The sequence below is a fragment of the Eubacterium sp. AF15-50 genome (assembly GCF_934835595.1).
GTDB classification, from domain to species: domain Bacteria; phylum Bacillota; class Clostridia; order Lachnospirales; family Lachnospiraceae; genus Eubacterium_G; species Eubacterium_G segne.
Genome location: NZ_CAKVZL010000012.1, coordinates 11,708 through 36,131 on the forward strand (window position 1 = coordinate 11,708; position 24,424 = coordinate 36,131).

Here is a 24,424-nt window from a genome sequence, read left to right on the forward strand (position 1 = left end):
TACAGACACATTCTCTCATTCTGTACCTAATTCTACTTTAATTTCACTTTTTGTACTTTTGAATTGCCCATTATTAAGAATGTTTTTTTACCATCCACCGGGATTATATCATTAATCTGTCCCTTAAAGGTATAGGTAAATTTTTCCACTCCTCCAAAAGATACTATTTTACAATTCATGTCATCATACATTAATACATTTTCTCCGGAAAATGTTACGTTATTATATGACACAGAGGTTTCCGCCCTCATAACTCTTTTGCCTCTTAAATTATAAACTTCTATTCTATATGGCTTTTTACTATTGGCATTTTTTAAAACAAAACCTACATAATTGTCACTATAAAAAACCTTCTGAATCTCATCCTTAAACTTCTTTTCGCACTTAACAGACGGCTTATCTCTCATACTATAAACTGTGAGAACATTTTCCCCCACGGCTATTGCCACATTGTCAGAAATAAACTTAACCATCGGCACCAGAGTTTCTCCATATTGGTCAAATTCTCCCACCATCATATCTGAAGCATTCTGTCCGGCACTTGAAAAGTTGTAGAATAAAACTTTATTCTTCATAACTCCGCCGTTTACTGTAACATATGACACCACCATCTTACTTCCCTTTTCAGATATGGAAAAATTAAGGGGATATCCATTTTCCCGTAACAATGTCTTGTGGGAAATAAGTTTCTCTCCATCCTTATCATATACTTCTATATAATTTGCATTTTTATCTTCCAGTAATGCGGCAACAACTCCCTGGGATGCCACCTCTAACTTCACAATAGGATAGCTTGTTGACGCGTGCCCTACCTTACCATCTTTATTATAAATAAAAATGTCATTTGTATTTTTATCTGCAACGGCAATGTAATCGTCACAAATATCCACAATAGGAGATTTCATCTCAAAGGATTCATCCCATACAGTCTCCGTCCCATCAATATAGGATATTCCATCACTACTATACTTTATGACAAAATCTCCATATGCCTCATATCTGCTATCTTTTCCGCTGTCTACTTTAAGTGAATCTATCACCTTATAATTATCAAATGTCTGATACTTTTTATAAAAGAAAATACCGATAATAACTGCCAACACTGCTACAACTGCAAGTACAACACCTATTCTGATTTTCCTGAAAAAAGATTTAATCTTTACTAATATATCTGCTATTTTATTATTTTTCTTAAACTTTCTTACTTTTTCGGAATATTCCTGTGCCACATTTTCACTTCCCATTGTATAATCTTCAATAATTTTTTTGAAACTATCTACGATTATACAATATCTCATAAAATATCGCACTACCTTTTTAACATTTATGGTAATAATATTTTCTGACCTTCCACGATAGTGTAATCATCATCTATATCATTATATTCTTTTATCTCATCTACCATTTTACTTGTTCCATAATACTTCATGCTTATGTCATAAAGGGTCTGACCTGCCTTAACTACATGACTTTTTCCTGAATATGAACTGTTTACGACTGTTTCTGTAGTATCTGTTTTTTCATCATTCTTTGTTTCTGAAATGACAGTTTCTTTGTTTTCACTAACCTGACTTTCTCCGTTATCATTTTTTTCTTTCCGGGTCGTCTCCGGGGTTGTTTCACTATTTAATATTTGATTAACTGCCTGAGCTTCCTGTTTCATATTAAAGTTTGACAATGTCTGCTTTATATTTTTTAATTCACCATAATTGTTTAGCATGACAACTGTAGATAACAACAATGCTATTATAAGAATACCGCTGACACCATATGCCATTTTCCCCTGTCGTATAACTGTATCCTGTCTTTCTTCCTTAGCTATGTCTCTGAAACTTTTTGCGCTATCAATTGCGGGTACCGGCGCTGTATTTAGTTTTTTTTTTTGCTGTGGGTTATTTTCAGGTTCATTTAACTTTATGTTATTAATTTGTCTGTCCTCTTTTTTGGCTTCACTTTTTGTCTGCTGAGCACTATCTATTGAAGATTTTCCATTATTAATACTTTTTACATACTTCTTCATTTTTTCATTTTTTTCATAATAGATATAGTATCCCGGCTGTTTTTCCAGACTTCCCTGCTCATAAATAAAGAAATTATCTTCTTTCTCGGTTCTGTCGCTTAAAAAACAAACCTTGTCATTTCCGGCAAAATTATCAAGATGCACCTTTTTTATTCCGTTCATATCGTCTGTAACTCTATAAGGAACCGAAACAAACCATCCTACAATGTTCATCTTGTCAAAGTACTTTTTTATGTTTGAATATACTCCTGACCAGATATCATCGTTAAATATAAGACTGTTTTCAATTATGTCCAAAACCTCTACCATGGCTTTAACAAATATGTATGTGTTTCCTCTTCCTTTTTTCACTTCACCAAGTAAAACACCATACCTTATGTCCTCTTCATTTTGAGTTTTTTTCTTTAATTGTGTTAAAACATAATCTTCTACATATATTTTTTTATTAGAATCGTTGTTTCCTATCTGGCGTATATTTTTAGGTAATTTTACCTCTCCCTGCTCTACCGGTTCTTTGCCATTATATACCATTTCTATCATGAGACCTCCTCCTTCTTCATATTACCTGTAAATATTAGCACAGAAGGGGTGTATTAATTTGTCAAATCAATGCCTTAATGTCACTAAACTTTACGACAAATACCTCAATATAAAAACAGCGTTTTCTCTCTTTTTACAAAAATCAAATTATAAGTCCACAACCTGACCTAAAACTTCTCCTATTGGCTGGTTTATAACAATATCTGCATAGCAGTCTCTAGCAGTGGTACTTTTATTTATTAAAACAAGCTTGTTTCCTTTATAGTAATCAATCAGACCTGCTGCCGGATATACTGCAAGGGAAGTTCCCCCTATTATCAATACATCTGCATTGGCAATGGCTCTTACGGAATTATTTAATATTTCCTGGTTAAGCCCTTCTTCATACAATACAACATCAGGTTTAATAATTCCGCCACACTCACATTCAGGTATTCCTGTTGAATTATACACATAATCAAAATCATAGAATTTTCCACATTTTTCACAGTAATTTCTATGAACTGAGCCATGCAATTCGTAAACTACTTTGCTTCCTGCCGCCTGATGCAATCCATCAATATTCTGAGTTACAACAGCCTTTAATTTTCCTTCCTTTTCTAGTTTTGCCAGTGCATAATGTGCCTTGTTAGGCTTTACGTCAGGAAACAACATCTTATCTCTGTAAAATTCAAAAAATTCCCTTGTTTTTGTTCTAAAAAAGGTATGACTTAATATAGTTTCCGGAGGATATTTGTACTTCTGATTATAAAGTCCATCTACACTTCTAAAATCAGGTACTCCACTTTCCGTAGAAACTCCCGCTCCACCAAAAAATACAATATTATTGCTATTTTCAATTGTCTCTTTTAATCTTTTTATATTTTCTTCCATTGGAAAACCTCCTTTATCACACTAGTTTATGTCAATTACCATCATTATATCATTTTAGTTTCTGCTACTCCACTATAAAGTCCATATCTGCTAATGTAATTTTATCACCTTTTGATATTTTTTCTTTCCTTCCCGGCTCTAGTTTTTTTCCATTTATAAAGGTTTTGTTTGTAGAATCCATATCTTCAATAAAAAAAGTATTATTCTTCTTTATTATTTTAGCATGCACTCTGCTTATTACATTTTGATCTATTACATAATCGCATTTTAATCTGCTTTTACCTATTAGAAAAGGGAATTTATCAGGGTGTATTAACATATCTTTCTGCTCTAAGCTTCTAAGAATAATCGTCTCCTCATAAAGCACTGTAGTTTCATAATAATTATCTTCTTCCTCCGCTGCTTCATCACCATTAAAATTATATATGTTTTCTTCCTCACTTACAGCGATTTGTTCTAACTGCTCACTACTTAAATAATTGCTTTTTCGCCTGAAAGATGAAAATATTCCTTCAAACCATCTCTTTTTTTCAGGTGTTTTATCCTGATATTCATCTATGTTTTGATTAACTCTAGTCTCCTGTATTTCATTATCTTTCCTGTGAACTTCTGACTGTGCCTCCACTTTTGTACAGTTTAATATGTCTACCATAGTGAAATCTTTGTTATTTGTAACCTGTTGTATTTCATATGCCATTACTACTGCATCTTTATCATCATAATCAATTAATTCCAGAATTTTCTCGTAAATATTTCTTATTCCGCCATACATATCATTTTCAAAAAAAGGGAGTAAACAAAATTCGTACCTTTTAGTGTTCCTATTAAAGAAAATAAATTCTGTATCTAAAATTACACACTCCATTCCAATAAGATATTTGCCAAGTTCATCAGAAAGAGACTTCATATCCTCTACAAGCTGTCTTAAATTTTTAGCTGATGCCAAATGAACAGCAAACATATCCTTTATTGCAGTCTTTGAGGTTATATCATAATGAATTTCTTTTTCATTATTTACATATTCTAAAGTCATAGGAACAATACCCTCTATTTTATTATTAAGAATCATTTTTGACTTATAATCATTTTCACTGTCACCTATATTCCTGATTATCATTACATTTCTGTCTGCATGCTTTTCATAGGATACATCCATTACTTTTTTCCTCTTTTCGACTCCAATTCTTCTAATAAAACCCTGCTTCCATACATAACCTCTTTGGATATTCTTTGGGGAATATGTATTATTTGCCTGTCACCTGAATTAACTATGATATTAATCATGTTCACATTACCCTTACCCTGTAAATCAATAGCTATTTCATAACTATCTAATCCTTTTGAAATCTTGATTTTTGGTGTTGCCACAAAAAGCGGCAAACCTTTAATACTGTTTTCTACGTCCTTTTCATCTATATTACCAAAACTGTACTCCATTCCAATCCTGTATGCTCCGCTTCTTACTTCCACAATATCATGTACATACATAATCATATAAAATAACCCACTTAATATAAGTAACACTATAGGAAAAACCAAGGCTGTCTCTATTGTAAGCTGCGCTTCTTCCTGCCTCCTTAAGTGCCTATTCAAGTTCCTGTTTAAGTTTCTTTTCATATACCTGCATCACCTCTGTATTATTAAAAATACCACCTCTCCCATTAATAAAAATGGAAGAAAAGGTAATTTTGTTTTAAGTTTTGTTTTCTTTATTATTACGCCTGTTATTCCTGTAGCTGACATTATTAAAAAAGATAATAAAACTATTATTAGCATACTTTTACTGTTAAAAACACATCCTGTCATTAGTATCGCCAGTCCATCACCTAATCCCATAATCTTTTTGGATATAAGGCATATAAGTACCAGTAGCACCGACAGTCCCACACCCAATGCATAGTGTTTAAAATCTCTTTTATAAACAGCTGCATTAACAATAATTCCACAAGCTGATGCCATTATAAACGGCATTATAAATACTTTTCTGTACTTAAAATCCATTATGGCACCTGATATCAGCACCGGTAATGATATAATAGTTTCAATCATTTTATTCCTTTCCACAACTACTGCATGCCGGCATATTTGTTACACTTTCCTTGTCTGTTGCTATAATATTTCTTACTATTCCACTACATGTAAGACTCAAATGATACCTGTTTCCATCTTCCGCAATAAAAACCTTTGTACCTGATTCCGGCTTTTTGGTTACACATATTCCACATTTGCTGTATTTTTCTCCGTAATTGTTTCTAAGCCCTTTTACAGATGCATAAGATGTACTGCTAATTGACAGTGCCAGATGACTGCACTCCTTCGTTAAGTGATACACTTTTCCATTTTGAGTTATGTAAACTATGTTCTGACTTTTTGTTATGTCACTTCCTGTCCAGTCCCTAACCATGCTTCGTTGTTTTATGGCTATAGTCCTGTCTAAAAAAGATGTTTTTAAAACATAATTAAGTCTTATATCTGTCACATCATCAATTCCATTATTTTCATATATGGAACCTTTAACCTTGTTCCACATATCATTTTCAGTTATTTTATTCTTGTTTTCTTCAATTTCCGTTTTTATTTTCTTTAATGTATCATTATAGTCCGTCACTTTATCTGCCAGTTGAACATAAAATTTGCTTTTAGCAGTAATCAATGCTATGTTATTTAATTTCATTTGTACCGAAAACTGTGTGCTTACCATAATTAAAAAACTTACCATAAAAAGCACCATACCTATAAAAACCGTTAATGCCATTGCCGCTTCTATACTGATACTTCCGGAGGAGGTAAATGAACACACCCTTTTTCGTTTTTTTAAAAGGTATATATGAGATCTTTGTACTTGGAGATGAGCACTGTATTTTTGCTTATTTTTATTATATTTTCCGAAAAAGGGCATGTTCATTTACCTCCATTATTTTTAATATTTCATATCACATTTAACTTTATATGTATAAGAACCATTACTTTCATTTAGATTATTTAACACCCATGGCATTGCCACAAATAACGGTTCTATCTCATATACTGCTTTAAACTTCATACCTGAAAAACACTTACTCATTTGAAATTTACTGTTGTATTTCTTTTGTATATTTAATTGAATAAGATCCATTATCCTAAAAAGGCTTTTGTTTCCATCTGCAATCATCATCAACATCATGCAATATTGTTCATAATTTAAACTTAATTTTTTGCTATTTTTATCATTCTTAATGCTTCCTCCTAACAGATTTTTAATGTCTGTTTTCCAACTGATTTTATCCTTTATGAAAACTACTTCGTTTCCCTTTAAGAGACCTTTCACATCCGTTACTGCCTCCCCCAGGGACCACGCCTCTATTAAAACCGCCTTTATTACCGGCTCTAAAAAAGGTAATCCTATGGCTGTAGCCGCCGATGATGCTATAAAAGTCAATTGGCTCATTTTAACACTATCTGTTAAAAGATATCCTAAATTCATAACATTTCTTATTCCCACTATTTTTTTAACAACTTCCGTAAGATTTTCCCTATCACTACTTTTTCCGCTTATTATGTACTCCATTTCGTAGCTTAAATCATGGTCTTTTATTTTACTAATGTAGTTACCAAATTTTCTTTTACCATACAACGCCAGCAGTGCCCTGTCAGTTAAATCTGTTTTGCCGTTTTTTTCTGTATTTTCTTTTTTTGATGGCAGATTTAAATCAGATATAGATGCATTTGATATATCAGATACGTCATCTGTTACCAACGATAATAGTCCTTTTTGTAATAATTCTTTAGCACTTTCATAAATAGACTTATTTCTATTATCTTCCTCAGTAATCTGATTTTCTTTTAAAGATTCTGTTTCATTAATATAATTATGTAGTAATGACATGGAGCTGTTTAAAATATTAATGTTTTCCGGAACAATACTTTCTAATTTTGAAACATCCAGTGCCTTTTCCTCTTGTAATATGCCCACCATTTTTTTCAGTATTAGTGTATTTTCCTCAACAAAATCTTTTTCGCCGGATGTATATCCACTTTCCCTAAGATAGGCTGCTTTTTTTTCCTCGTAGTCCTTTCCATGGTCTATGGCTCTGCTAATCATACCCGCTTTCTTATCAAGTATTTTTCTCAGACTTCTATACTTTTTTTCAACCTTATCATTGTTTTTAGAGCTTACATTTCTCTCTATTATCCGGCTAACCGCATTAATTAATTTTTTCTCTTTTTCAACATCCTTAATTTTAACAATTAACTCATCAATATCCTTTACAAGATTTTGCAGCTCCTTACTATCATTTTCAGATATTTTTTCATCGAACACATCTGCAACTGAATCTGTCTTTTCGTCGCTGCGTTTCTCGTATTTGTTAAATAATTTAATTAACTCCTCTGCGGCTGTTGCTCCTGCAGCATATTTCGTATAGGAAGCTATTTGAGACAAAAGCAGCTTTTCGCCGTTATCCGTAACATATTCCACCTTGTCCATTTCTATGTTTTTAAGCCTTGTGGACATAAAATTAGTTCCCATACCATTTAAATCTGCCATGTTTATATTAGCTTGTATGTACTTTTTCAGTTCTTCTTCAGTATTCTGATTTTCCCATACAAGTAATAATCCATATTCATCAAAAACCTGCCTTGCATATCCCGCCATTACAGAATCAGCTGCCATATACGTAAAACTTTTGCTTTCCGAATATACAACGTTAATTCGTCCGCTTTCTGAAACAACACTAATAAACAACATTACTGCTACCATGACAATGCTTAAATATATGGATATGCTTCCTTTGGTTTTTCCTGAAATAATTTTTTTAATCTTAAAATGACTTAATCTGTGTTTTAATAGATTTATAAACGCCATCTGCCACTCCTGAAATTTGATTTTTAAACACAAGGGCTAGTCCCACTAACACTAATATAATAAGCACTACTTCTATTACCCCCATTCCCTTTTCGTCCTTCCAGAAGGTTCTTTTCCAATATCTTGAGAAATTTTCCATAATATATTTAAAACTATTGTTCATTTACTCCTCCTTATAAATTCATTGATAAAAATGCCGGAACCATTATAATTGCCATGGCAACAATCAGCATTACAATCATTGGTCCCATTAATTTTGTTGAGATTTTCCCTCCTGCCTTTAGCATGGTATTTTTCTTTTCTATCATTGAGCTTTCCAGTTCATTTTCTAGTACCACAGTCATGGCATTTGTCCCCCTTCGTATATTTTGTTCTATAATTCCCGATAATTTCACATAACAATGTAATCCACAGTTTTTTCCATAATTATTAATAGCTGTAATTTCCGATACGCCACTTTTCATTTGTATTAAAGAAATCTCTAGTTCTTCATAAGCATATCTTAACATTTCATGATATTCTTTTTTATCTTCCTTATAACCCGATACTATTTTCTCTATGGCACTTTTTACCGAAAGACCTGCATTATGATATAAAAGAAGTTTATTTACTATTTCCGGATAATCTTCTAATAACTGTTCATTTCTATCCTCAATTTTATCTTTTATGTCCCTGTCTTTAAAAAAGAACAATGCCACTGACAATATTAATCCTATTGTTACTACAACATAGCTATTTTGCCCTTTAGAACTATAATATTTAACCTTTTTGCCATCTATTTTTTCCGGCAGATTTACCTGGCTGTCATATACATCCTGATTATCAACATATGACTGGACCTGCCTTTTAGCATCACTCTCTCCCTGATGTGGATATACATTTACTGAAAAAACATACTCTAGTGTAACCTTTTCATAGGTCATTATTGCCGTAAGATAAACTAATTCTCCCTCTTTATCAACATTGCTATTTATTTTTCCATCATAATCTATTATGTCAGAATCGCTTATTTCCCAGCTGACTAATATATTTTCCTCACCAATGCTTCCTACCAGATTTAATGGCTTTGTAACATTTTGGGCATTATCATTTTTTCCCAGAGCCTTTTGAACCAATTCCTCCTGATACCCTTTTATGATTTTTAATATCTCCTCATCCTTTAATTCTTTCTTCCCTACCTCTAATTCTATTGGTTTTATTGCCCCTGAATCATCTTCATAATAAATGTTATAAACCTCATCATCTATGCTATCTCTTTTCACTGATGTAATAGGTTCATTGCTTTCGCTACCGGATATTTCTATTCCCAATCCCAACACTACCGCCAAAATACCACATAAAATGCAATAGGAAACCTTGTTTACAATATACAAATATTTTTCTTTTTTAATATCTTCTTTAACACTTATCTTTCTTATGGCTTTATTTAAAGAATTTCCTTTTCCGGCGTAAGCTATGGGAAGCTTATCCACCATAAACATAGCCATACCAAATAATGCCTTTAAGGGATAATCCTTTCTGTTCAGATTTTTTCTTAACTTTTTCCTGTAAAAAAATGTAGATGTATAAAATATGGTAATTAACACTATTGCAATGACATATATTTTTATCATTCTCCTCCTTTAATACTCCTCATTAAATTCAACTATTTTTTGTGCCCACAGAAAAGCCAAAATATAAAGCACAAGGCATATTGTCATAACAATTCTTCCTGCATTTGTCTCATACATAATGTTTAGAAAATCCGGAGACATCATTTTTACATACAAAATTAAAGCCATAGGTATTAACGTCATTATTTTCTGCTCTGTCTTTTTCTCTGTTGTGGACACTTCAATTTCTTCCCTTACGTTTTCCTTTAATACAATACTGTCCGTTACACTTCCTATTACTTCCGTCATGTTTCCTCCTGTCCTTTTTGCAACTGAGAAAATACGTGAAAATAATATAGCCTCCCTTAAACCTGTTCTTTTGGCAAAGTCCTTAAATATATCTTCTTCTCTTACATTTAACTTTATTTTAGATATCATAATTCTTAATTCTTCACATATGTAACTGTATCTTCCATACATTGAAACCATATCTTTATAGCTTTCCTTTAAGGCATTTGAAACGGAATATCCTGTTTTTAAGGAATCGGACATAACCATAAGCATATCTTTAAACTGCACTTTAAGTTCTTTCTTTTTCTTATTAATTATTCTTCTTTTTTGCTCCCTGTATATGGGCACTCCTAAAGGCAAAAGAATAACTACTGCATAAATGGTTCCGTAAAACAATATTGAAATAATAATTATAGCCATAAAAATCACCATAATTACCACTGCCTTTTCCTTTTTGGATACTTTGTAAATCATTTAAAGACTTAAACCACTCCTTTCTAATTTTTCAGTGTTTACTAACCTGTTTCTAGCTTCAAGCTTTCCTTCTACCAATTCCTCTGTCTCCCCGTACTCCACAAACTCAAAGAGAGGATTTAATCTTATTTCTCCATTAACACAATCTAATACCTCGTCTATTTTTAAAACCTTTCTGGTTCTATCACGAAGCCTCCCTAAGTGAACAATTATATCTATAGCAGATGCTATCTGGGAACGTATGGCATTCATAGGGATGTCCATTCCCATAAGTACCATGGTTTCTAACCTGTTAAGCATATCCTTAGTGTTGTTTGAATGACCTGTACTCATGGAGCCGTCATGCCTTGGCTTCGCAACTTGCTTACAGAAAAAGCAAATTATTTCTTACATCTTTTGAATATAAAAAGATTCTTACCAAAGGAACTACCCCCACTTCTTTCGTCACTGTAACAGTCAACTGTTACTTACGAACAGACAAGGAGGGTAGCTCATGATTAATGGAACATCAGCTTTATCATTGACTAATACAGAACAACAAAATAATTATTATGCAATAACAGCTACCTTTTGGAGTGATGCTCAATACTCAGAAATCATAAACGAACTAATCCGTTATGGTTGCGAACGCATATATGAGAGAAAAGAATATACACTTTTCAAAGAAATATTGGTGTCAAATGACGTTACCGAAATTTCAAACTTCGGTAACAATACAAGCACTACAAATCCTTTAGATACAAGGGTTTCCACTAGTGGTGTCATTTCATCTATATGCAACGCAGATACCTTAATTGACACCACTTTGTCCAAAGCATATAGCAAGCCTTTTCTTGCTCCACTTGATGTTCAAAAAGACTGTAGTATTGCCTCATCAATTCCATCATTCAAAGTTATTCAATCTGATTCATTAAGTATCAATATTGGCTTTGATACGGAATTTCAGGATTTTAGAGATGGTTTAGAAAGAAATCGACATGTGTTGTCTCTACAAATGACGATTTCAATAGGAAAAGCCTTAATAAGATATTTTTTCTTGGTAGCTCCTGCATACCAAGAAGTTACTGCAGAAGGTGGTTTAATTCCTTTGAAATATTGTCTAGCTGACATTTTGTCCGATTTGAAAACTAATTATTTTCAGGATTTTCCTTTAGTTTTGAAGAAAGACATTATCTATAAGAACAATAATCGAAATAATTATAAACTCATAGATTTCAAAGCAATGCAAAGCAGTGTTATTCCAATCACTCTTATCTGTCATACAGGGAAAGCCGATATTTCAGTATTTCGTAGATCTAAATATGACATTGATTTGCTTCGTAAACTCGGTGAAATTCAAGGTGGTTGGATGACAACAGAAAATGTCAGATTCAAAGCAGAAAATGACAAAAATTATAACTACTATTGGTTGGTCAATCTTTGTGTTCGAGACACTTTAGGTTTAACACCAGCAGACAACAAATCTTTAAAATCTCTGGGAAAGGTAATAAACCGACCAAAGATTGAGTTGCCATCTAAAGTAATAGAAAATATGTCTACTTTTGCAATAAGTAATCCTATTGAATATTACAAGTATGCAATGAATGACGCTGATATTGTTGTTTCATTTTGTTCAGAGTTATTCCAATGCAACCATGCAATTCCAATGACACTTTCCAGTGCGGCTGCTTCATCAATGTACGGAAGTATTAAAGAATATTTCGGTGTTAAAAGCAAAGCCGAATACGACAGAATTTATAGAGGTTTAGAAATGTTAGATGAAGGTATGATTCCATCAAAAGATGAATGTATGAAATTTTTAAAGGCTACTAGATATGTACCTATTAGAGATAATCCTGATGCAAAGCTCGTATCTGAGTATTTTGAAGAAGCTTATGCCGGTGGTTATAATACAACCTTCCATATAGGTTGGATTGAAGAATACACTACAGACTTTGATTTGCAAAATGCTTATCCTACTGCAATGGCTAATATCATAGACATTGATTGGTCTAAAAATGTTAGAGACTTCCCACGTAACTATGAATTATCTTGGCAAGATCTTCCTAGTCCCTTAATTCCAGCTGTTGCTGTTGGAGACTTTGATTTTTCTGATGATTGTTATGCTCCTAACATACCAGTTCCAGTCCAAGGTGGTATGAAGATTTATCCAAGGCATGCTAAACATGTTTATATGTCTGGTCCTGATATGTACTTAGCATTAAAGCTCGGAGCTAAAATCAAAATTTTTAGAGGTTTTACTTGTCAAATGCTAGAAAAAGATGGAAAGCCTTCACAATGTCTCGCATACGCAGTTACAAACTTGGTCCAGGACAGAATGAAAGCTAAGGAAACCTATAAGGATAAACCTTTAGTTGAGAAAAGTTTAAAGACAATGGTCAATTCCTGTTATGGAAAGACAGCACAAAACGTCAGTCCTAAAACTAGATATAATGCCAAAATTATGGGAAGAGTTGATTCCGAACCATCAACCGTTACAAGCCCTTACCACGCAACCTATACAACAGCACTTGTTAGATGCATGCTAATTGCTTGTATAAATCAGCTTATAAATCTGGGCTACCTTGTTTATTCAGTGACTACTGATGGATTTATAACAAATGCTCCAACTGAAGTTGTTAGAAGCCTTGATGCTTATGGATTTGCAGAGATATTTCAAAAAGGTCGTTATATTCTTAATCAAACTACAGAACAATGTGAAGCTAATCAAGTTTGGGAACCTAAACATTTTAACGACACCTTTTTAAATATTACTACACGTGGAAATGTTGCTGTAAATGATGGTGGAGTTCTAGCTCATAACTCTTACTCTACTGGTCAAATCAAAGACAGTCGTGCTGATAGAGATGCATTTATTGCAGCTGTTTTAACTAGAGAAGGTCGCCTTAAATGTCCTACAAAAGTTTGGACTGAGTTTTCCGATATTGTCGAAAGAAAGCATGATTTCCATGTAAGTGAAAGTATGCGTCAGTTATCAATGAACTTTGATTATAAAAGGTGTCCTCTTATTGAAACAGCTATTGATAAACCTGTTCATTATGACAGTCCTGATGGTAAATATCAAGTCGATACGGTTATTGCCGAATTTGACACTCGACCTTTTAATGATGCAGAAGAATATCTTAATTACAGAAAGACGATGCATAACGAAGACTGCGTTAAAATTTCTTCCGACTTAAAACGTGTTCAGGTCAAATCCACTGTAAAGGTATCTGGTTATATAGGTAAAGATTTAGATAGAAAAGTTTTATTATCAATCCTTATGGGATATAGATCTGGAATATATAAAGTTCCAGCCCTTGATGGTTTAAAGCAATCCGAAGTTGTTGGCTTAGTTAATAGTTGGGGAATCTCACAAATCAGTATCAATGATTGGAAGAATTGCTCACGAACCAAGAGGCAGGAGAATATGCTCCCTCGTGATCTCGTTGATAAGACTCTTCAATATATTTTATCGCTTGATGAATAGAGTCTTATCCTTTACTCAGCTCATTAAGATAACTATTCAAAACTTTATCGTTGAGTATGGTTTTCGTTCAGAATGTAAAGAGAACAAACCTCATTAATGAGCTTTGTTTCTTCACACTCTTCTCTTAAACCAGCTTTGCTCCACTGCTCTTCAAATCATCAAATGAACTTTTAAAAAGTCCATTTGATACTTCTCAGAAGCAGATGTCTCAAAGCATTTAACTAACAAACTCGCTACGATTTTTCATAAGAAAATCGTAACAGAGTTGTTAGGCAAGTTTCGCATTGTGGCAAGCCACAAAGCACCGGGAAGTAGCCTCTGGGCTATTCCCTAAACTTGCCAGCGGGATTTCATCCCCTTGGAACCCCTAACAAAGAGTTCCCCCCTTTGTAATCCTGGGCACAAAAATATGATTAGTTATTCCGAAAAGTTCACCGGACTTTTCTCCATAACCACTCACATTTTTTAGAGGACTTCTCGCCCTCTGCGCTCCCCGACAAGGGTTACACCCTTGCATCCCAAATGACAAATTTTATTAGAAAGAAGGACTTATATTATGAGAAATAAAATTAATAGAAAACGAAACAAAGCGGTTACAATCCGTATGAGAAATGATGAATATAATGATTTGCAAAATCGTGTTATTGAATCAGGACTCACCCAACAAGCGTATATCTTAAACGCAATAAAAGATTCGACTATCGTCTCTTCAGATGAAATTGCAGTTTACAAAGATATCAGCAAAACTTTAGCCGACCTTGTTAGCCAAATTAGAGGTATAGGAATCAACATTAACCAAATGGCTCATGTTGCAAATGGTTCTGGATTGTTACCTACAGAAGAACAACTAACAAATGCATCCGCTGAAGTAAATCAGTACAGAAAGGAGTGTGAAGAAATATGGCTATTAATAAGGTCGTTAATAAATCAACAAAATCACATGGAGCAATGAGAAATGTAATCGAATACGTTCTTCAAGATCAGAAGGTTAAAGAAGGATATGTTTTCATTACAGGACCTTATTATCCAGACAAAATAACTTGGAATGGTGTATACACTGAATTTCTGAATGAGAAAAAATTATGGAACAAAGACTCAGGAAGAATGTATGCTCACAACATCATTAGTTTCCACCAAGATGAAGCTATCACCCCTGAGCAATGTTTAGAGATTGGAAAGAAATTTGTAGAAAAATTCTTTCCTAATAATCAAAGTATTATTGGTGTTCACCAAGACAAAAACCACCTTCATATTCATATAGTGACTAATTCGGTATCTTTTGTTGATGGAAAAAAACTTCATCAAACAAAAAGGGATTTAGAAAAACAAAAGACTTTTACAAATTCATTGTGCAAGGAACTTGGTTTATCTGTCACCGAAAAGGGAAAACACTTTAACGGTGCTTCCATTGATGAAGGTGAAGTAATTGCATGGAATAAAGACAAATACAATCTTCTTAGAAATGAATCAAAAAAGAGCTTTGTTGCCGAATGTGCAATAGCGATTTTAGAAGTGAAAGAAGATTGTTGTAGCAAAGAAGAATTTATTGAAAAAATGGCTGATAAAGGTTGGACTACCATATGGACTGACAAAAAGAAACATATCACTTTTATTAATGAAAAAGGTGATAAAGTTCGAGATACTAACCTTTCTAAATCATTTTCGTTAGCCATTTCTAAGGAGGAATTAAACTATGAATTTGAAAGACAGAATGAACTCCGACTCCAGCAAGCTACAATCAGCGACAGTTCCTCAGATACAGGAGAATACGAAAAGCAATTTGAAGACTACTACAGAGAAGTCGAATCCATCATTGCAGGAACAGGAACTGATTCAGATGCAGTCGGAAGTGATAAATCAATTGAAAGCCGAACTAAGAGAAACAACGGTTTCTTACAAGATGAAGATGCAAACTCTATCGTCAGAGATGTCAGAGTTGAAATCAGTAATAACCGAGCTAAGAACAGAATTGTCAGAGACACAGAATCTAAATCAATCTCTAGTCAAAGAGAACGAGAACTTAAGGAAAAGCAATGGACTCTCGACAAAGAAAGAACAAAACGCCCTAGAAGATGAAAATGCTAAACTCAAACTACTAGTAAACAAATCAAACGTTTCTGCAGTTGATAAAGCTATTGATGAAAGAAATAATGCAATATCAGAAATGCAAAAGCTTAATAACAAGTACAAAAGAGAAATAAGAAAGGCTGAAAGAACTACACATCTAGCAGAAAAACAAATGCTTGAAGCCAACAATATGCTTAAAAGAAAATCCTTTCTTTATTGGTTCTTATTAGCATTCATCCTGATTTGCTCATGCATTAAAAGTAAACAATTTTTGGAGGATGTGAAATATTTATTCTCAAACACTCAGCATTTCGCAATAAACATCTGGAACACATTTTCTAAATGGATTGTTAAACCCTCATATCACAATAGCAAAGATAACTTAGTTTATTTTGAGGGAAACACTACCTGGATCGTTAGAATAATAGCTGTATTATTTGCTTTAGCTATAATGACACTTCTATCATTTATAATATGCAAGTTATGCTATTATAAACAGCGTTGGTGTACTTTATCTCTAAAAGTATTTGTCATTTCACTCACGATAATCTTTGTTTTTGGAGATAATATTAGAAATTTAATACCTCTCAATTTAATATGTGTATTTCTTATTATTCAAGTTTTATATTTAGGCATTCTGAAATATATGGACGGCTATTATGAAAATAGACAACTTTATGATAGATGGGAAAAAATACAAAATAGTTAAATTGAAGAAAGCAATAAGCTCAGGACATCACATCCTGAGCTTATATCATTTCTATATAAATTCATTTTTTCTAAGGTACTCTCTCAGATAGTTTCTGTCAGTCCTTAACTTATGCAATTCCTCTCGTTTCTTATCTGTAGTCATTATTCCTAAAAATATTTTATCATCATCTAACTCAAACATTGACTGAAAACCATCAATTATACTTTCTTCCTCTGTATAAGCATTTTTAAGATGAATTATATTTGATTTCTTTTTTAAAACAATTATCAACTTGTTTCCTTTAGGATATATATTTTGCAACTCACTTCCATCATTATCAAACTCTAAATCATACTTTTCTCTAGCAATTTTGCATAATTCATCAATGACTGACGCATTAAATTGTCTATTATAATCTATGTGTGATCAGCAGTCGCCAAATGAAAAATATGCTAGCCTATTGTTCACTTGGCTTGTTGCCATGACAAAAGAAAAAGCCATCTGACCGGTTGACCAAATGGCTATGTAAAATAATTATAATATCTAAATTTTAATGATAAAAATTATCTACGCACAATCTTTCTTTTTTAGTTTAAAAAGTACTGTTATCTCAATGATTATCACAGTCAATATATATGCTACAATTCTCCATAGATAAGGTAAATCCATCATATAAATAATAATATAAGGTAAGCTTGCATATGCTAATGTATTTACCGCAATGAATAATAGTACATCTTTCTTACTCACTCTTTTTTTATTAAGCACTATTATTATAGTTCCTAATAATAACAAAACAATAATTGCAACTTTATTTAATTTCATACAATATGTCATTCCTATAGCTCTGCTATTCCAATATTTTATTGTGTCATATAAGAATAAAAATAATGCGCAAATATTAAGCATTGATGTAAAAACAATTACCTTTATATTGCTTTTTTTACTTATTCCAGTTTTAGACATTTTCATTCGCTCCTCCTTAAATTCTTTTAAAACGCAACATATTTATACTAGCATGCTTTTTAAAAAATTCAAAGAACAAATTATGCTTTTTTATGATTCTTGAATTTAATTGTACAGCTTGCTGTATCCTCAATTGTATAAGTTCTAATTCCTCCAGACACCTGGAAATAACTTACATATGATGTTGCCTTAACAGTTGTAGTTGTGCCTTTCGTTTTTTTAATAACTACACCCGGGTTTACGTCCCATGATTTATCTTTAGCTGACATCGGTATACATGTCCACCTTTGTCTATTGGCATATGCTTTTCTAGATATATCCATAGAATTTGGATTAAATTCATATGAAACCGTTTGAGTCAATTCTCCTTTTGAATCTACTCCCCATCCTATAGTACACTTTTTATTTGTATTATCTTTAGGTGTAGACCAATCAATAATTTTACACTTACTAGTGTCATTATAACTTATTCCTGTTCTATACTCTGTAACATATTTTCCGTTATGCCCTGTAACATCAACTAAAGAAAATACACTATCATAAGTAGTTTTTCCAATTGTTTTCATTTTTACTGCATAAACATTGAAAAATATATGTCCCAACTGTGACCAACCATCAATTCCTTTTGAATTTGTATCATATTTATATGTTGTTCCATTTCCTCCAGCTATTCCCTTTTTGTAAAAATAAATAGTTTTTTCAGCACCCATAAAAGCACTTCCCAATTTATGTGCAGATTGTAACTTTGTTTTTGATTCTTCATCTAATGAATTAAATTTATCACAATTTTCTGTTTTCTCTACCGTTTCTACAACTGATCCATAATCAACTTTTACATTTTTTAATAAATTATTATAATCTTTCTCCGTTGTGACTTCCTCAGTACCTTCTTCCACTAAAATATTTGCTTCAATCGGCATAAGTTTTGTTTCATCTCCATCTTTGTAAACATAACAGCCCAATTCATGTTTTGAATCAGATACATTATCAACATCTAAATATTCAATTACATTATCAATATCTTCATTTTCAAAGATAATGCCTGTACCATTATCCATTATTTCATTTAATTTTTCTTCATCTTGACTATTAACTTCTCCTGAAACTACAATAGCCTCAGCATTTTCAAGTTTACTATCACTTATTTCTGCAACATCTTGATTTTTATTAAGTATTACTACACTTTCATCAACTTCATTAGCAATTACATTGTTGCAAAGCACATTGTTACTAGACAAAATCATCGCAGCACATAATGTTAATGCAATTATTTTTTTCATTACTTACTTACCTCCAATACATTTAACAATTTTTTTACTGTCAGCTTAACATCCTGTTTTCCTGACACTTCCTTAATTTTCTTATTGATATATTCATTCGTAATATTAGGATTATCCTCTTTTACCAATGCAATTATCCCAGATAATATTGCCGTTGAAAAAGAAGTTCCTTGTACCCCTGCATATTTACCTTCTGAAATACATGTAACGACATTTTTTCCAGGCAAATATATGACATTTGACAATGTATTTTTAGGTGATATTATTCTATTTTTTTTATCATACGAGCCAACAGCTAACACTTCATCATAAGCTGCTGGATAAAGTATTTCATCTGTCATATAATTACCTGCAGAAGCAACAATAATTATATTTTTTTCATATGCTTTTTTTATACATTCATATAATTCAGGATTGTTTTCTTTAACTCCTACGCTTATGTTTATAATATCAACATTTTTTTCTATTGCCAAATTGATTCCTTTTATTAAATTATCTTCTTCTACGTACTCCGTATTTGTTATATTTATAGATAATAATTCAGTATCAGGAGCAATTCCCAATATTCCATTTGTTCCATAAGGATAACCGGCAATTATTCCGGCGATCGCAGTTCCGTGATCTAATTCATCTTTGTCTTTTTTCATTATGTTAATTTCTGAATGTTTTACTCTTGATAAATCTTTGTGCGTAAAATCAACTCCAGTATCGACTATAGCTATTTTGACATTTTTTCCACTTAAATTATCTCGATTCTCATCCCATTCGATTTCAGATAACCACCATTGCAATCTATGGTTAACATTTTGACAATAATATTTATTAATAATTAATATTAAAAATAACAAAAAAACAAATACAATTATTAATGACCTTATTGTTTTTCTTTTTAACAAATTCATCACACTCTGCATCTCCTTATTTTTGATTTTATAAAATCGTTTTTTTGCATGCCATCACATTATAAAAAAAAAGAAAAAAAAAGTCAAGAAAGTGCTACTTATTTTCAAATTGTCTTACTGAACACTATTTCTGCAAGATTCAATAAGGCTTTTTGCAAGAAAATACCCTTTTTGCATCTTATAAATCACTTCTCTATGATGCTCTATAAAATATTTGTGGGGAAATCATCTTACTAAATCACCCACAATTTATTTCACATTTATAAAAATCATTACTTTTGAAATATCTAAATTACTATATTTTATAATTTGTCATATTCCTCTTGAAGTTGTTCTATCTTATCTTTGAGTCTTTGTTTCTTCAACGCATTAGCTGTTTTATCTGCTAATGGTTTAGGGAAATTCCATTCCCAATCATGATAAGCCTTTATTATCTCGTCTCTTTCTTCATCAGAACTTGCTACTTCTATTTCAGCATAGGTACTAGCATATTCATCCAACCAAGCCTTTAGATATTTATACATGTCGTTTTTAAAATCAAACTTAACTGTTATACCTGTTCCTTCTCCTGCAGGCGCTACATCTAATTTTAGTCCATATTTTCTTTCAAGTTCAAAGAGTCCATACATAGCCCCTACTTTTGATGTGATATTTGGATCTGTGAATGCTAAAGGATTAACTCCTAGAACATCAGCCATCTTCTTTAATAATTCATTCTTAGGCTTTCTTACCCCATTTTCATACTTTTGTATTCTATCAGCATTCAATCCTACAGCTTCTCCGAGTTCAGCTTGTGTTAAACCTTTCTCGGTTCTTATCATCCTAATTCTTTCACCTGTACGACTACCTGCTGTTTCGCTATCAAAATCAATATAATCCGTAACTTTCACATCATCATTTAATTTAAACATATTACTATCCTCTTTCACTTTTCTGTATATATATTATCACTTTATTTCCTTTAAATAAAGCGTAAAAGTACAAAAAAGACTTGAAAAGCACATTTTTTGAATAAAAGTACATATTTGTACTTTACAAGTACGTTAAGGTGTGTTATATTCTTTTTCAAGCACTTATTTGTACTTTACAAGAACTTTAGTAGAAGGAGATGATTTTAATGAGAAAATATTTAGAAAACTATCCACTAATGTTAAGCGTTAATGAGGTTGCACAGATATTAGGTGTTACAGATAAAACTATAAGAAATCTCGTTAAAACCAAACAATTAAGTGGTGTTAAAGTCGGAAGACTGATAAGAATACCTAAAGATAAACTTATAGATTATTTAGAACAATAACAGAGAGAGGAGATTATTACTATGGAAGCAAATACAAATATTTCATTAGAAATACTATTACTAAACGATTTACTTAATAGCAATGTCATAGATAAGAGTCTCTATGATATAGCAACTAAGAAAATAAAAGCACTTGCTGATCCTACAGATATTGAGTCTGTACTTCTCGCTAGTGCATAATGGAGGATTTTATAAATGAATGCAGCAATTTATCATTTTACAACAAGCACTATTGATTCTTGTAAAGCACAAATAGATTTATTAAAAGACTTTTGTATTTCAAAAGGTTTTACTGTCGCAGAAATATTCTGTGATACAAGTCTTAAACGTTGTGAACGTAGTGAATTTGACCGTTTTCTATCATGCTGTCAACAATTCGACGTACTTATATTAAAAGACTTTTATCACATATGCAAAAACACAATGAAGTGTATAAGCATCTTAAAGGATTTAAAGAAGCACAACGTATCTGTTATCACCTTGGAAAATGGTTGTATTAACCTTGAATCACTTATCGTTGATAGACCATTAAAAGTAGCAACTTATTGTAGTCACTATGGATTACGAAATGATAATAAGTCAGTTGTATCACTTCAAACAGATGTCCTTAATTTATTTACAGAGAGGGAAACTAATTGGTCTGTTATTGATACTTACTATGACGAAAGCAAAATTAAAAATGATTCATACCAGCCACAATTGGCTGAGTTAATAAAAAATAAAGACAAGTACGATATTGTACTTGTTCATAATTTGAATGATATCAGTTGGAGAACAGCACACTTTTGTAAATTGAGGGAGCAATTAAAACTAGATATTTATTCATTACAAGACGGATTACTTAAATACAGTGGAGGTACTTAATTTGAATTACGCAGAAGAACTTAGAGAAAAAATAAATAGTAATGAACCTAAATCTGTTAATGCTATTATATATGCTCGTGTATCAACAGATAATGACGGACAAAAAGATTCATGTAGCAATCAGGTTGATTTAGCTATGGCATATATAAAAAAGAATCCTAGCATTAACCTTGTTAATACTTACGTTGATGATGGTATCTCAGGCAAAAATGATTTCACAAGACCTGAATACAATAAAATGCTACAGGATATATCAACTGGAAATATTGATTTGATAATAACTAAAGCCCTCTCACGATTGAATCGTGATGAAATGAATTCCTTTCAGCTAAAGCAGTTATTATTACAAACCAATACTACGGTTCTAACACTTGAAGATAATCAAATACACGATTTCGAAGATATAAATTCAGGGTTATTACACAGTATTCACTTTGCAATGGATGCACAATTTGTGCTTAGACAAAGTATTAACGGTAGAAAAACTCATGAACTTCGTTGTCAACGTAAGGAATTATCTGCTAAAGATATATCGTATGGTTATGATTGGAACAAAAATGATAAATCAATAACTATCAATGAAAATCAGGCTGAAATTGTACGTAAAATATTTCATAATTATGTTTATCAAAATGGGACTCCTGCCTCTATTCATAGAGATTTAGAAGCCGAAGGTGTGAAAATATCTAGTAGATCATTAGTTAATATGATTAAAGACGAGCGATATATTGGAAACTTTTATATAAACAAAAGAACTACAATACTCGGAACTGGAAAGACAAAATCTAAAAGAGTTATGCTTCCTAAAGATGAATGGGTATTAGTCGAAAGACCTGATTTACAAATCATTGATAACGACCTTTTTGATATGGCTCAACGTATCAATGAAAGTCGTAAAAAGAATTATGATGCGCCAGACAAAAATGCTGTGCAAGCTCGCTTCCAGGGTGTGCATACATTTGCTGGTAAAATTTTTTGTCCTGTTTGTGGCAAGCCATATCGTTTTGGACATGCAGACCGAAATAAGGCTATTCCATACTACTATATTCAAAGTCATGGGGATTGTTCCAATCCAGTTAGACGTATTTATGAGGAAGATTTAGAAGCAGTTACTAGAATAGCTCTTAAGCAGATTCTAGAACAAACAGAGGATCTATACTCATCATTAGAATCTATTTTAATAGAAAGCGTTAAGGCTTCTCAAAACTGCGACAATGAAATCGAAAAGTTAAATAAGCAAATTAAGTCTCGTGAAAAACAGCTTGATAGTTTAATAGAAACATTATCTGAGGGTGGCTTGATTGATGCAGCTAAGGAACGTATTATCCAAAAGATAAATAAACTCACAAGCGAGATTGAAGATTTTAATAATAAAATTGCAGATAAAGAATCCTCAAGATTAAATGATTCTTATGTTACTGACAAAATTAAAGAAATCAAAGAAGCAATAGCAGAACTTAAAGAGTTTACAGTAATTGATAGAGATAGAGTACAAAATTATATTGAGAGAATTGAACTTCCAGCGAATGGAGATATAAATATTACACTTAAGACAGGACAGTTTATTACAGTTAGACGTACAGAATACGAGGTTTCAAAAGATTTAGATAGTGTAAGCAAGAAGGGAATCCAAGATGCCCTGTCTGCATTGCCTGAAGCATATCAATAGCTTCTTTCCCACGAACCTCTCCCACTATAATTCTATTCGCCCGCAATATAAAAAAGTGAATATAAAATAAAGGAGGTGATTCAGCGTGGCTTGTAAAATTAAAACGCTCCTGCAGTGCAAGCACTGCAGGCATGATCTTGAGTTTGCGACGGTGTGTGGTAATCGTCGTGTGCCGCTTCTCTGGTGTCCGGACTGCGATATTTTGTATCAATATCTCGGTCCGGAAGAGGTGATCGTTGATCGTTCAGCGAGCGTTGAATATGTGCGCGCTCTTGCGAATGAATTTCTGGTTGAAATGTCATAATTACCACCAAAAACCGGCCGAGATCTTTGTGCAAATTACGGTTATAAATAACTTGAATAGTAGCGGCACCAGAGCTAATATACAGACAACCTAAAGGAAAGCAAATAAACGAATCGGAGGTCTTGGCTATGTATGAACAATCTTTACTTTGTGGAATTATGAACGATTGGTATGGAAGCATGGAGGATCTGTTCCAGGATCTGAAGCATTACGGATTCGAGGTTTTGGAATCCAACCGTGAAAGCATCACGGTGTCCTGTGATGATGATGGCGATTATGTTC

At 32.5% G+C, this 24,424-nt stretch carries 26 protein-coding genes and 1 pseudogene; 9 read left to right on the plus strand and 18 right to left on the minus strand.

The window, feature by feature from the left end; all coding sequences use genetic code 11:
• Positions 1-32 precede the first annotated feature (32 nt).
• From Q5O73_RS02820 to Q5O73_RS02875, 12 genes are all read right to left on the minus strand, one after another.
• Positions 33-1,298, minus strand: a complete 1,266-nt coding sequence (locus Q5O73_RS02820) for a DUF5711 family protein (protein WP_302668985.1) — start codon at positions 1,296-1,298, stop codon at positions 33-35.
• 26 nt (positions 1,299-1,324) lie between these two features.
• Positions 1,325-2,560: a LysM domain-containing protein gene (locus Q5O73_RS02825; protein ID WP_302668986.1), complete on the minus strand. Its 1,236-nt coding sequence runs from the start codon at positions 2,558-2,560 to the stop codon at positions 1,325-1,327.
• Positions 2,561-2,707: 147 nt separating this feature from the next.
• Entirely contained in the window at positions 2,708-3,433 is a 726-nt protein-coding gene (locus tag Q5O73_RS02830; RefSeq protein ID WP_021953492.1) for an NAD-dependent protein deacylase, read from the minus strand.
• Between the two features lie 64 nt (positions 3,434-3,497).
• The gene (locus Q5O73_RS02835; protein ID WP_302668987.1) at positions 3,498-4,589 is read right to left on the minus strand and encodes a DUF6382 domain-containing protein; all 1,092 of its coding nucleotides are present in this window, start codon (positions 4,587-4,589) and stop codon (positions 3,498-3,500) included.
• On the minus strand, positions 4,589-4,927 hold the full coding sequence (locus Q5O73_RS02840; RefSeq protein ID WP_368076730.1) for a hypothetical protein: 339 nt from the start codon (positions 4,925-4,927) through the stop codon (positions 4,589-4,591). The genes Q5O73_RS02835 and Q5O73_RS02840 overlap by 1 nt, the downstream gene beginning before the upstream one ends.
• Positions 4,928-5,059: 132 nt before the next feature.
• Positions 5,060-5,482 carry a prepilin peptidase gene (locus Q5O73_RS02845; RefSeq protein WP_118589504.1) on the minus strand — a complete coding sequence of 141 codons (423 nt, stop codon included), beginning with the start codon at positions 5,480-5,482 and terminating at the stop codon, positions 5,060-5,062.
• Position 5,483: 1 nt separating this feature from the next.
• Positions 5,484-6,152 (minus strand): hypothetical protein, encoded by a 669-nt coding sequence (locus tag Q5O73_RS02850; protein ID WP_147365665.1) that lies wholly within the window; start codon positions 6,150-6,152, stop codon positions 5,484-5,486.
• Between the two features lie 201 nt (positions 6,153-6,353).
• Positions 6,354-8,276, minus strand: a complete 1,923-nt coding sequence (locus Q5O73_RS02855) for a DUF5702 domain-containing protein (RefSeq protein ID WP_302668988.1) — start codon at positions 8,274-8,276, stop codon at positions 6,354-6,356.
• Positions 8,233-8,439 carry a Flp1 family type IVb pilin gene (locus Q5O73_RS02860; protein ID WP_021953498.1) on the minus strand — a complete coding sequence of 69 codons (207 nt, stop codon included), beginning with the start codon at positions 8,437-8,439 and terminating at the stop codon, positions 8,233-8,235. The genes Q5O73_RS02855 and Q5O73_RS02860 overlap by 44 nt, the downstream gene beginning before the upstream one ends.
• A 10-nt stretch (positions 8,440-8,449) precedes the next feature.
• A complete protein-coding gene (locus tag Q5O73_RS02865) occupies positions 8,450-9,889 on the minus strand; it encodes an immunoglobulin-like domain-containing protein (protein WP_302668989.1) in 1,440 nt (479 codons plus the stop codon).
• Positions 9,890-9,898: 9 nt separating this feature from the next.
• Complete coding sequence (locus tag Q5O73_RS02870; protein WP_021953500.1) at positions 9,899-10,633, minus strand: type II secretion system F family protein; 735 nt, start codon at positions 10,631-10,633, stop codon at positions 9,899-9,901.
• Positions 10,634-10,966, minus strand: a complete 333-nt coding sequence (locus Q5O73_RS02875) for a type II secretion system protein E (protein WP_368076731.1) — start codon at positions 10,964-10,966, stop codon at positions 10,634-10,636.
• Positions 10,967-11,126: 160 nt separating this feature from the next.
• Here Q5O73_RS02875 and Q5O73_RS02880 point away from each other — a divergent pair, with 160 nt between their 5' ends.
• From Q5O73_RS02880 to Q5O73_RS10605, 4 genes are all read left to right on the plus strand, one after another.
• Positions 11,127-14,102: a hypothetical protein gene (locus Q5O73_RS02880; RefSeq protein WP_302668990.1), complete on the plus strand. Its 2,976-nt coding sequence runs from the start codon at positions 11,127-11,129 to the stop codon at positions 14,100-14,102.
• Positions 14,103-14,658: 556 nt separating this feature from the next.
• The gene (gene mobC / locus Q5O73_RS02885; protein WP_302668991.1) at positions 14,659-15,054 is read left to right on the plus strand and encodes a plasmid mobilization relaxosome protein MobC; all 396 of its coding nucleotides are present in this window, start codon (positions 14,659-14,661) and stop codon (positions 15,052-15,054) included.
• Positions 15,003-16,178, plus strand: a complete 1,176-nt coding sequence (locus Q5O73_RS02890; protein WP_302668992.1) for a relaxase/mobilization nuclease domain-containing protein — start codon at positions 15,003-15,005, stop codon at positions 16,176-16,178. The genes mobC and Q5O73_RS02890 overlap by 52 nt, the downstream gene beginning before the upstream one ends.
• Positions 16,072-16,878 carry a DUF6040 family protein gene (locus Q5O73_RS10605; RefSeq protein ID WP_368076732.1) on the plus strand — a complete coding sequence of 269 codons (807 nt, stop codon included), beginning with the start codon at positions 16,072-16,074 and terminating at the stop codon, positions 16,876-16,878. The genes Q5O73_RS02890 and Q5O73_RS10605 overlap by 107 nt, the downstream gene beginning before the upstream one ends.
• A 51-nt stretch (positions 16,879-16,929) precedes the next feature.
• Here the strand turns inward: Q5O73_RS10605 and Q5O73_RS02895 are convergent, their stop codons facing one another.
• From Q5O73_RS02895 to Q5O73_RS02915, 5 genes are all read right to left on the minus strand, one after another.
• Positions 16,930-17,151 carry a hypothetical protein gene (locus tag Q5O73_RS02895; RefSeq protein ID WP_302668993.1) on the minus strand — a complete coding sequence of 74 codons (222 nt, stop codon included), beginning with the start codon at positions 17,149-17,151 and terminating at the stop codon, positions 16,930-16,932.
• A gap of 276 nt (positions 17,152-17,427) precedes the next feature.
• Complete coding sequence (locus Q5O73_RS02900; protein ID WP_302668994.1) at positions 17,428-17,832, minus strand: hypothetical protein; 405 nt, start codon at positions 17,830-17,832, stop codon at positions 17,428-17,430.
• Positions 17,833-17,906: 74 nt separating this feature from the next.
• Complete coding sequence (locus Q5O73_RS02905) at positions 17,907-19,106, minus strand: hypothetical protein (protein ID WP_302668995.1); 1,200 nt, start codon at positions 19,104-19,106, stop codon at positions 17,907-17,909.
• A complete protein-coding gene (locus tag Q5O73_RS02910; RefSeq protein ID WP_302669000.1) occupies positions 19,106-20,008 on the minus strand; it encodes a S8 family serine peptidase in 903 nt (300 codons plus the stop codon). Before Q5O73_RS02910 ends, Q5O73_RS02905 begins: the two co-directional genes overlap by 1 nt.
• Before the next feature lie 302 nt (positions 20,009-20,310).
• On the minus strand, positions 20,311-20,919 hold the full coding sequence (locus Q5O73_RS02915; RefSeq protein ID WP_302668996.1) for a helix-turn-helix domain-containing protein: 609 nt from the start codon (positions 20,917-20,919) through the stop codon (positions 20,311-20,313).
• Positions 20,920-21,125: 206 nt separating this feature from the next.
• Here Q5O73_RS02915 and Q5O73_RS02920 point away from each other — a divergent pair, with 206 nt between their 5' ends.
• The 4 genes from Q5O73_RS02920 to Q5O73_RS10610 are packed head-to-tail and all read left to right on the plus strand — an operon-like array spanning position 21,126 to position 23,838.
• A complete protein-coding gene (locus Q5O73_RS02920; RefSeq protein ID WP_302668997.1) occupies positions 21,126-21,305 on the plus strand; it encodes a helix-turn-helix domain-containing protein in 180 nt (59 codons plus the stop codon).
• A gap of 21 nt (positions 21,306-21,326) precedes the next feature.
• The gene (locus Q5O73_RS02925; RefSeq protein WP_302668998.1) at positions 21,327-21,485 is read left to right on the plus strand and encodes a hypothetical protein; all 159 of its coding nucleotides are present in this window, start codon (positions 21,327-21,329) and stop codon (positions 21,483-21,485) included.
• A 15-nt stretch (positions 21,486-21,500) separates the two neighbouring features.
• Positions 21,501-22,169 carry a recombinase family protein gene (locus Q5O73_RS02930; protein ID WP_302668999.1) on the plus strand — a complete coding sequence of 223 codons (669 nt, stop codon included), beginning with the start codon at positions 21,501-21,503 and terminating at the stop codon, positions 22,167-22,169.
• Entirely contained in the window at positions 22,156-23,838 is a 1,683-nt protein-coding gene (locus Q5O73_RS10610; RefSeq protein ID WP_368076733.1) for a recombinase family protein, read from the plus strand. The genes Q5O73_RS02930 and Q5O73_RS10610 overlap by 14 nt, the downstream gene beginning before the upstream one ends.
• Here Q5O73_RS10610 and Q5O73_RS02940 read toward each other — a convergent pair.
• Positions 23,798-23,884, minus strand: a pseudogene (locus Q5O73_RS02940) (ATPase, T2SS/T4P/T4SS family); the annotation flags it as partial. The gene Q5O73_RS10610 and the pseudogene Q5O73_RS02940 sit on opposite strands and share 41 nt — an antisense overlap.
• A 39-nt stretch (positions 23,885-23,923) precedes the next feature.
• Here Q5O73_RS02940 and Q5O73_RS02945 point away from each other — a divergent pair.
• Entirely contained in the window at positions 23,924-24,142 is a 219-nt protein-coding gene (locus Q5O73_RS02945) for a hypothetical protein (protein WP_147331335.1), read from the plus strand.
• Positions 24,143-24,424 lie beyond the last annotated feature (282 nt).

What these genes read in the sequence shown, in the direction of transcription:
- Q5O73_RS02820 (WP_302668985.1), bottom strand. Translation starts at nt 1,298, where the DNA reads ATGAGATATTGTATAATCGTAGATAGTTTCAAAAAAATTATTGAAGAT.
- Q5O73_RS02825 (WP_302668986.1), bottom strand. Translation starts at nt 2,560, where the DNA reads ATGATAGAAATGGTATATAATGGCAAAGAACCGGTAGAGCAGGGAGAG.
- Q5O73_RS02830 (WP_021953492.1), bottom strand. Translation starts at nt 3,433, where the DNA reads ATGGAAGAAAATATAAAAAGATTAAAAGAGACAATTGAAAATAGCAAT.
- Q5O73_RS02835 (WP_302668987.1), bottom strand. Translation starts at nt 4,589, where the DNA reads ATGGATGTATCCTATGAAAAGCATGCAGACAGAAATGTAATGATAATC.
- Q5O73_RS02840 (WP_368076730.1), bottom strand. Translation starts at nt 4,927, where the DNA reads ATGATTATGTATGTACATGATATTGTGGAAGTAAGAAGCGGAGCATAC.
- Q5O73_RS02845 (WP_118589504.1), bottom strand. Translation starts at nt 5,482, where the DNA reads ATGATTGAAACTATTATATCATTACCGGTGCTGATATCAGGTGCCATA.
- Q5O73_RS02850 (WP_147365665.1), bottom strand. Translation starts at nt 6,152, where the DNA reads ATGGTAAGTTTTTTAATTATGGTAAGCACACAGTTTTCGGTACAAATG.
- Q5O73_RS02855 (WP_302668988.1), bottom strand. Translation starts at nt 8,276, where the DNA reads ATGGCGTTTATAAATCTATTAAAACACAGATTAAGTCATTTTAAGATT.
- Q5O73_RS02860 (WP_021953498.1), bottom strand. Translation starts at nt 8,439, where the DNA reads ATGAACAATAGTTTTAAATATATTATGGAAAATTTCTCAAGATATTGG.
- Q5O73_RS02865 (WP_302668989.1), bottom strand. Translation starts at nt 9,889, where the DNA reads ATGATAAAAATATATGTCATTGCAATAGTGTTAATTACCATATTTTAT.
- Q5O73_RS02870 (WP_021953500.1), bottom strand. Translation starts at nt 10,633, where the DNA reads ATGATTTACAAAGTATCCAAAAAGGAAAAGGCAGTGGTAATTATGGTG.
- Q5O73_RS02875 (WP_368076731.1), bottom strand. Translation starts at nt 10,966, where the DNA reads ATGAGTACAGGTCATTCAAACAACACTAAGGATATGCTTAACAGGTTA.
- Q5O73_RS02880 (WP_302668990.1), top strand. Translation starts at nt 11,127, where the DNA reads ATGATTAATGGAACATCAGCTTTATCATTGACTAATACAGAACAACAA.
- mobC (WP_302668991.1), top strand. Translation starts at nt 14,659, where the DNA reads ATGAGAAATAAAATTAATAGAAAACGAAACAAAGCGGTTACAATCCGT.
- Q5O73_RS02890 (WP_302668992.1), top strand. Translation starts at nt 15,003, where the DNA reads ATGGCTATTAATAAGGTCGTTAATAAATCAACAAAATCACATGGAGCA.
- Q5O73_RS02900 (WP_302668994.1), bottom strand. Translation starts at nt 17,832, where the DNA reads ATGAAAATGTCTAAAACTGGAATAAGTAAAAAAAGCAATATAAAGGTA.
- Q5O73_RS02905 (WP_302668995.1), bottom strand. Translation starts at nt 19,106, where the DNA reads ATGAAAAAAATAATTGCATTAACATTATGTGCTGCGATGATTTTGTCT.
- Q5O73_RS02910 (WP_302669000.1), bottom strand. Translation starts at nt 20,008, where the DNA reads ATGAATTTGTTAAAAAGAAAAACAATAAGGTCATTAATAATTGTATTT.
- Q5O73_RS02915 (WP_302668996.1), bottom strand. Translation starts at nt 20,919, where the DNA reads ATGTTTAAATTAAATGATGATGTGAAAGTTACGGATTATATTGATTTT.
- Q5O73_RS02920 (WP_302668997.1), top strand. Translation starts at nt 21,126, where the DNA reads ATGAGAAAATATTTAGAAAACTATCCACTAATGTTAAGCGTTAATGAG.
- Q5O73_RS02925 (WP_302668998.1), top strand. Translation starts at nt 21,327, where the DNA reads ATGGAAGCAAATACAAATATTTCATTAGAAATACTATTACTAAACGAT.
- Q5O73_RS02930 (WP_302668999.1), top strand. Translation starts at nt 21,501, where the DNA reads ATGAATGCAGCAATTTATCATTTTACAACAAGCACTATTGATTCTTGT.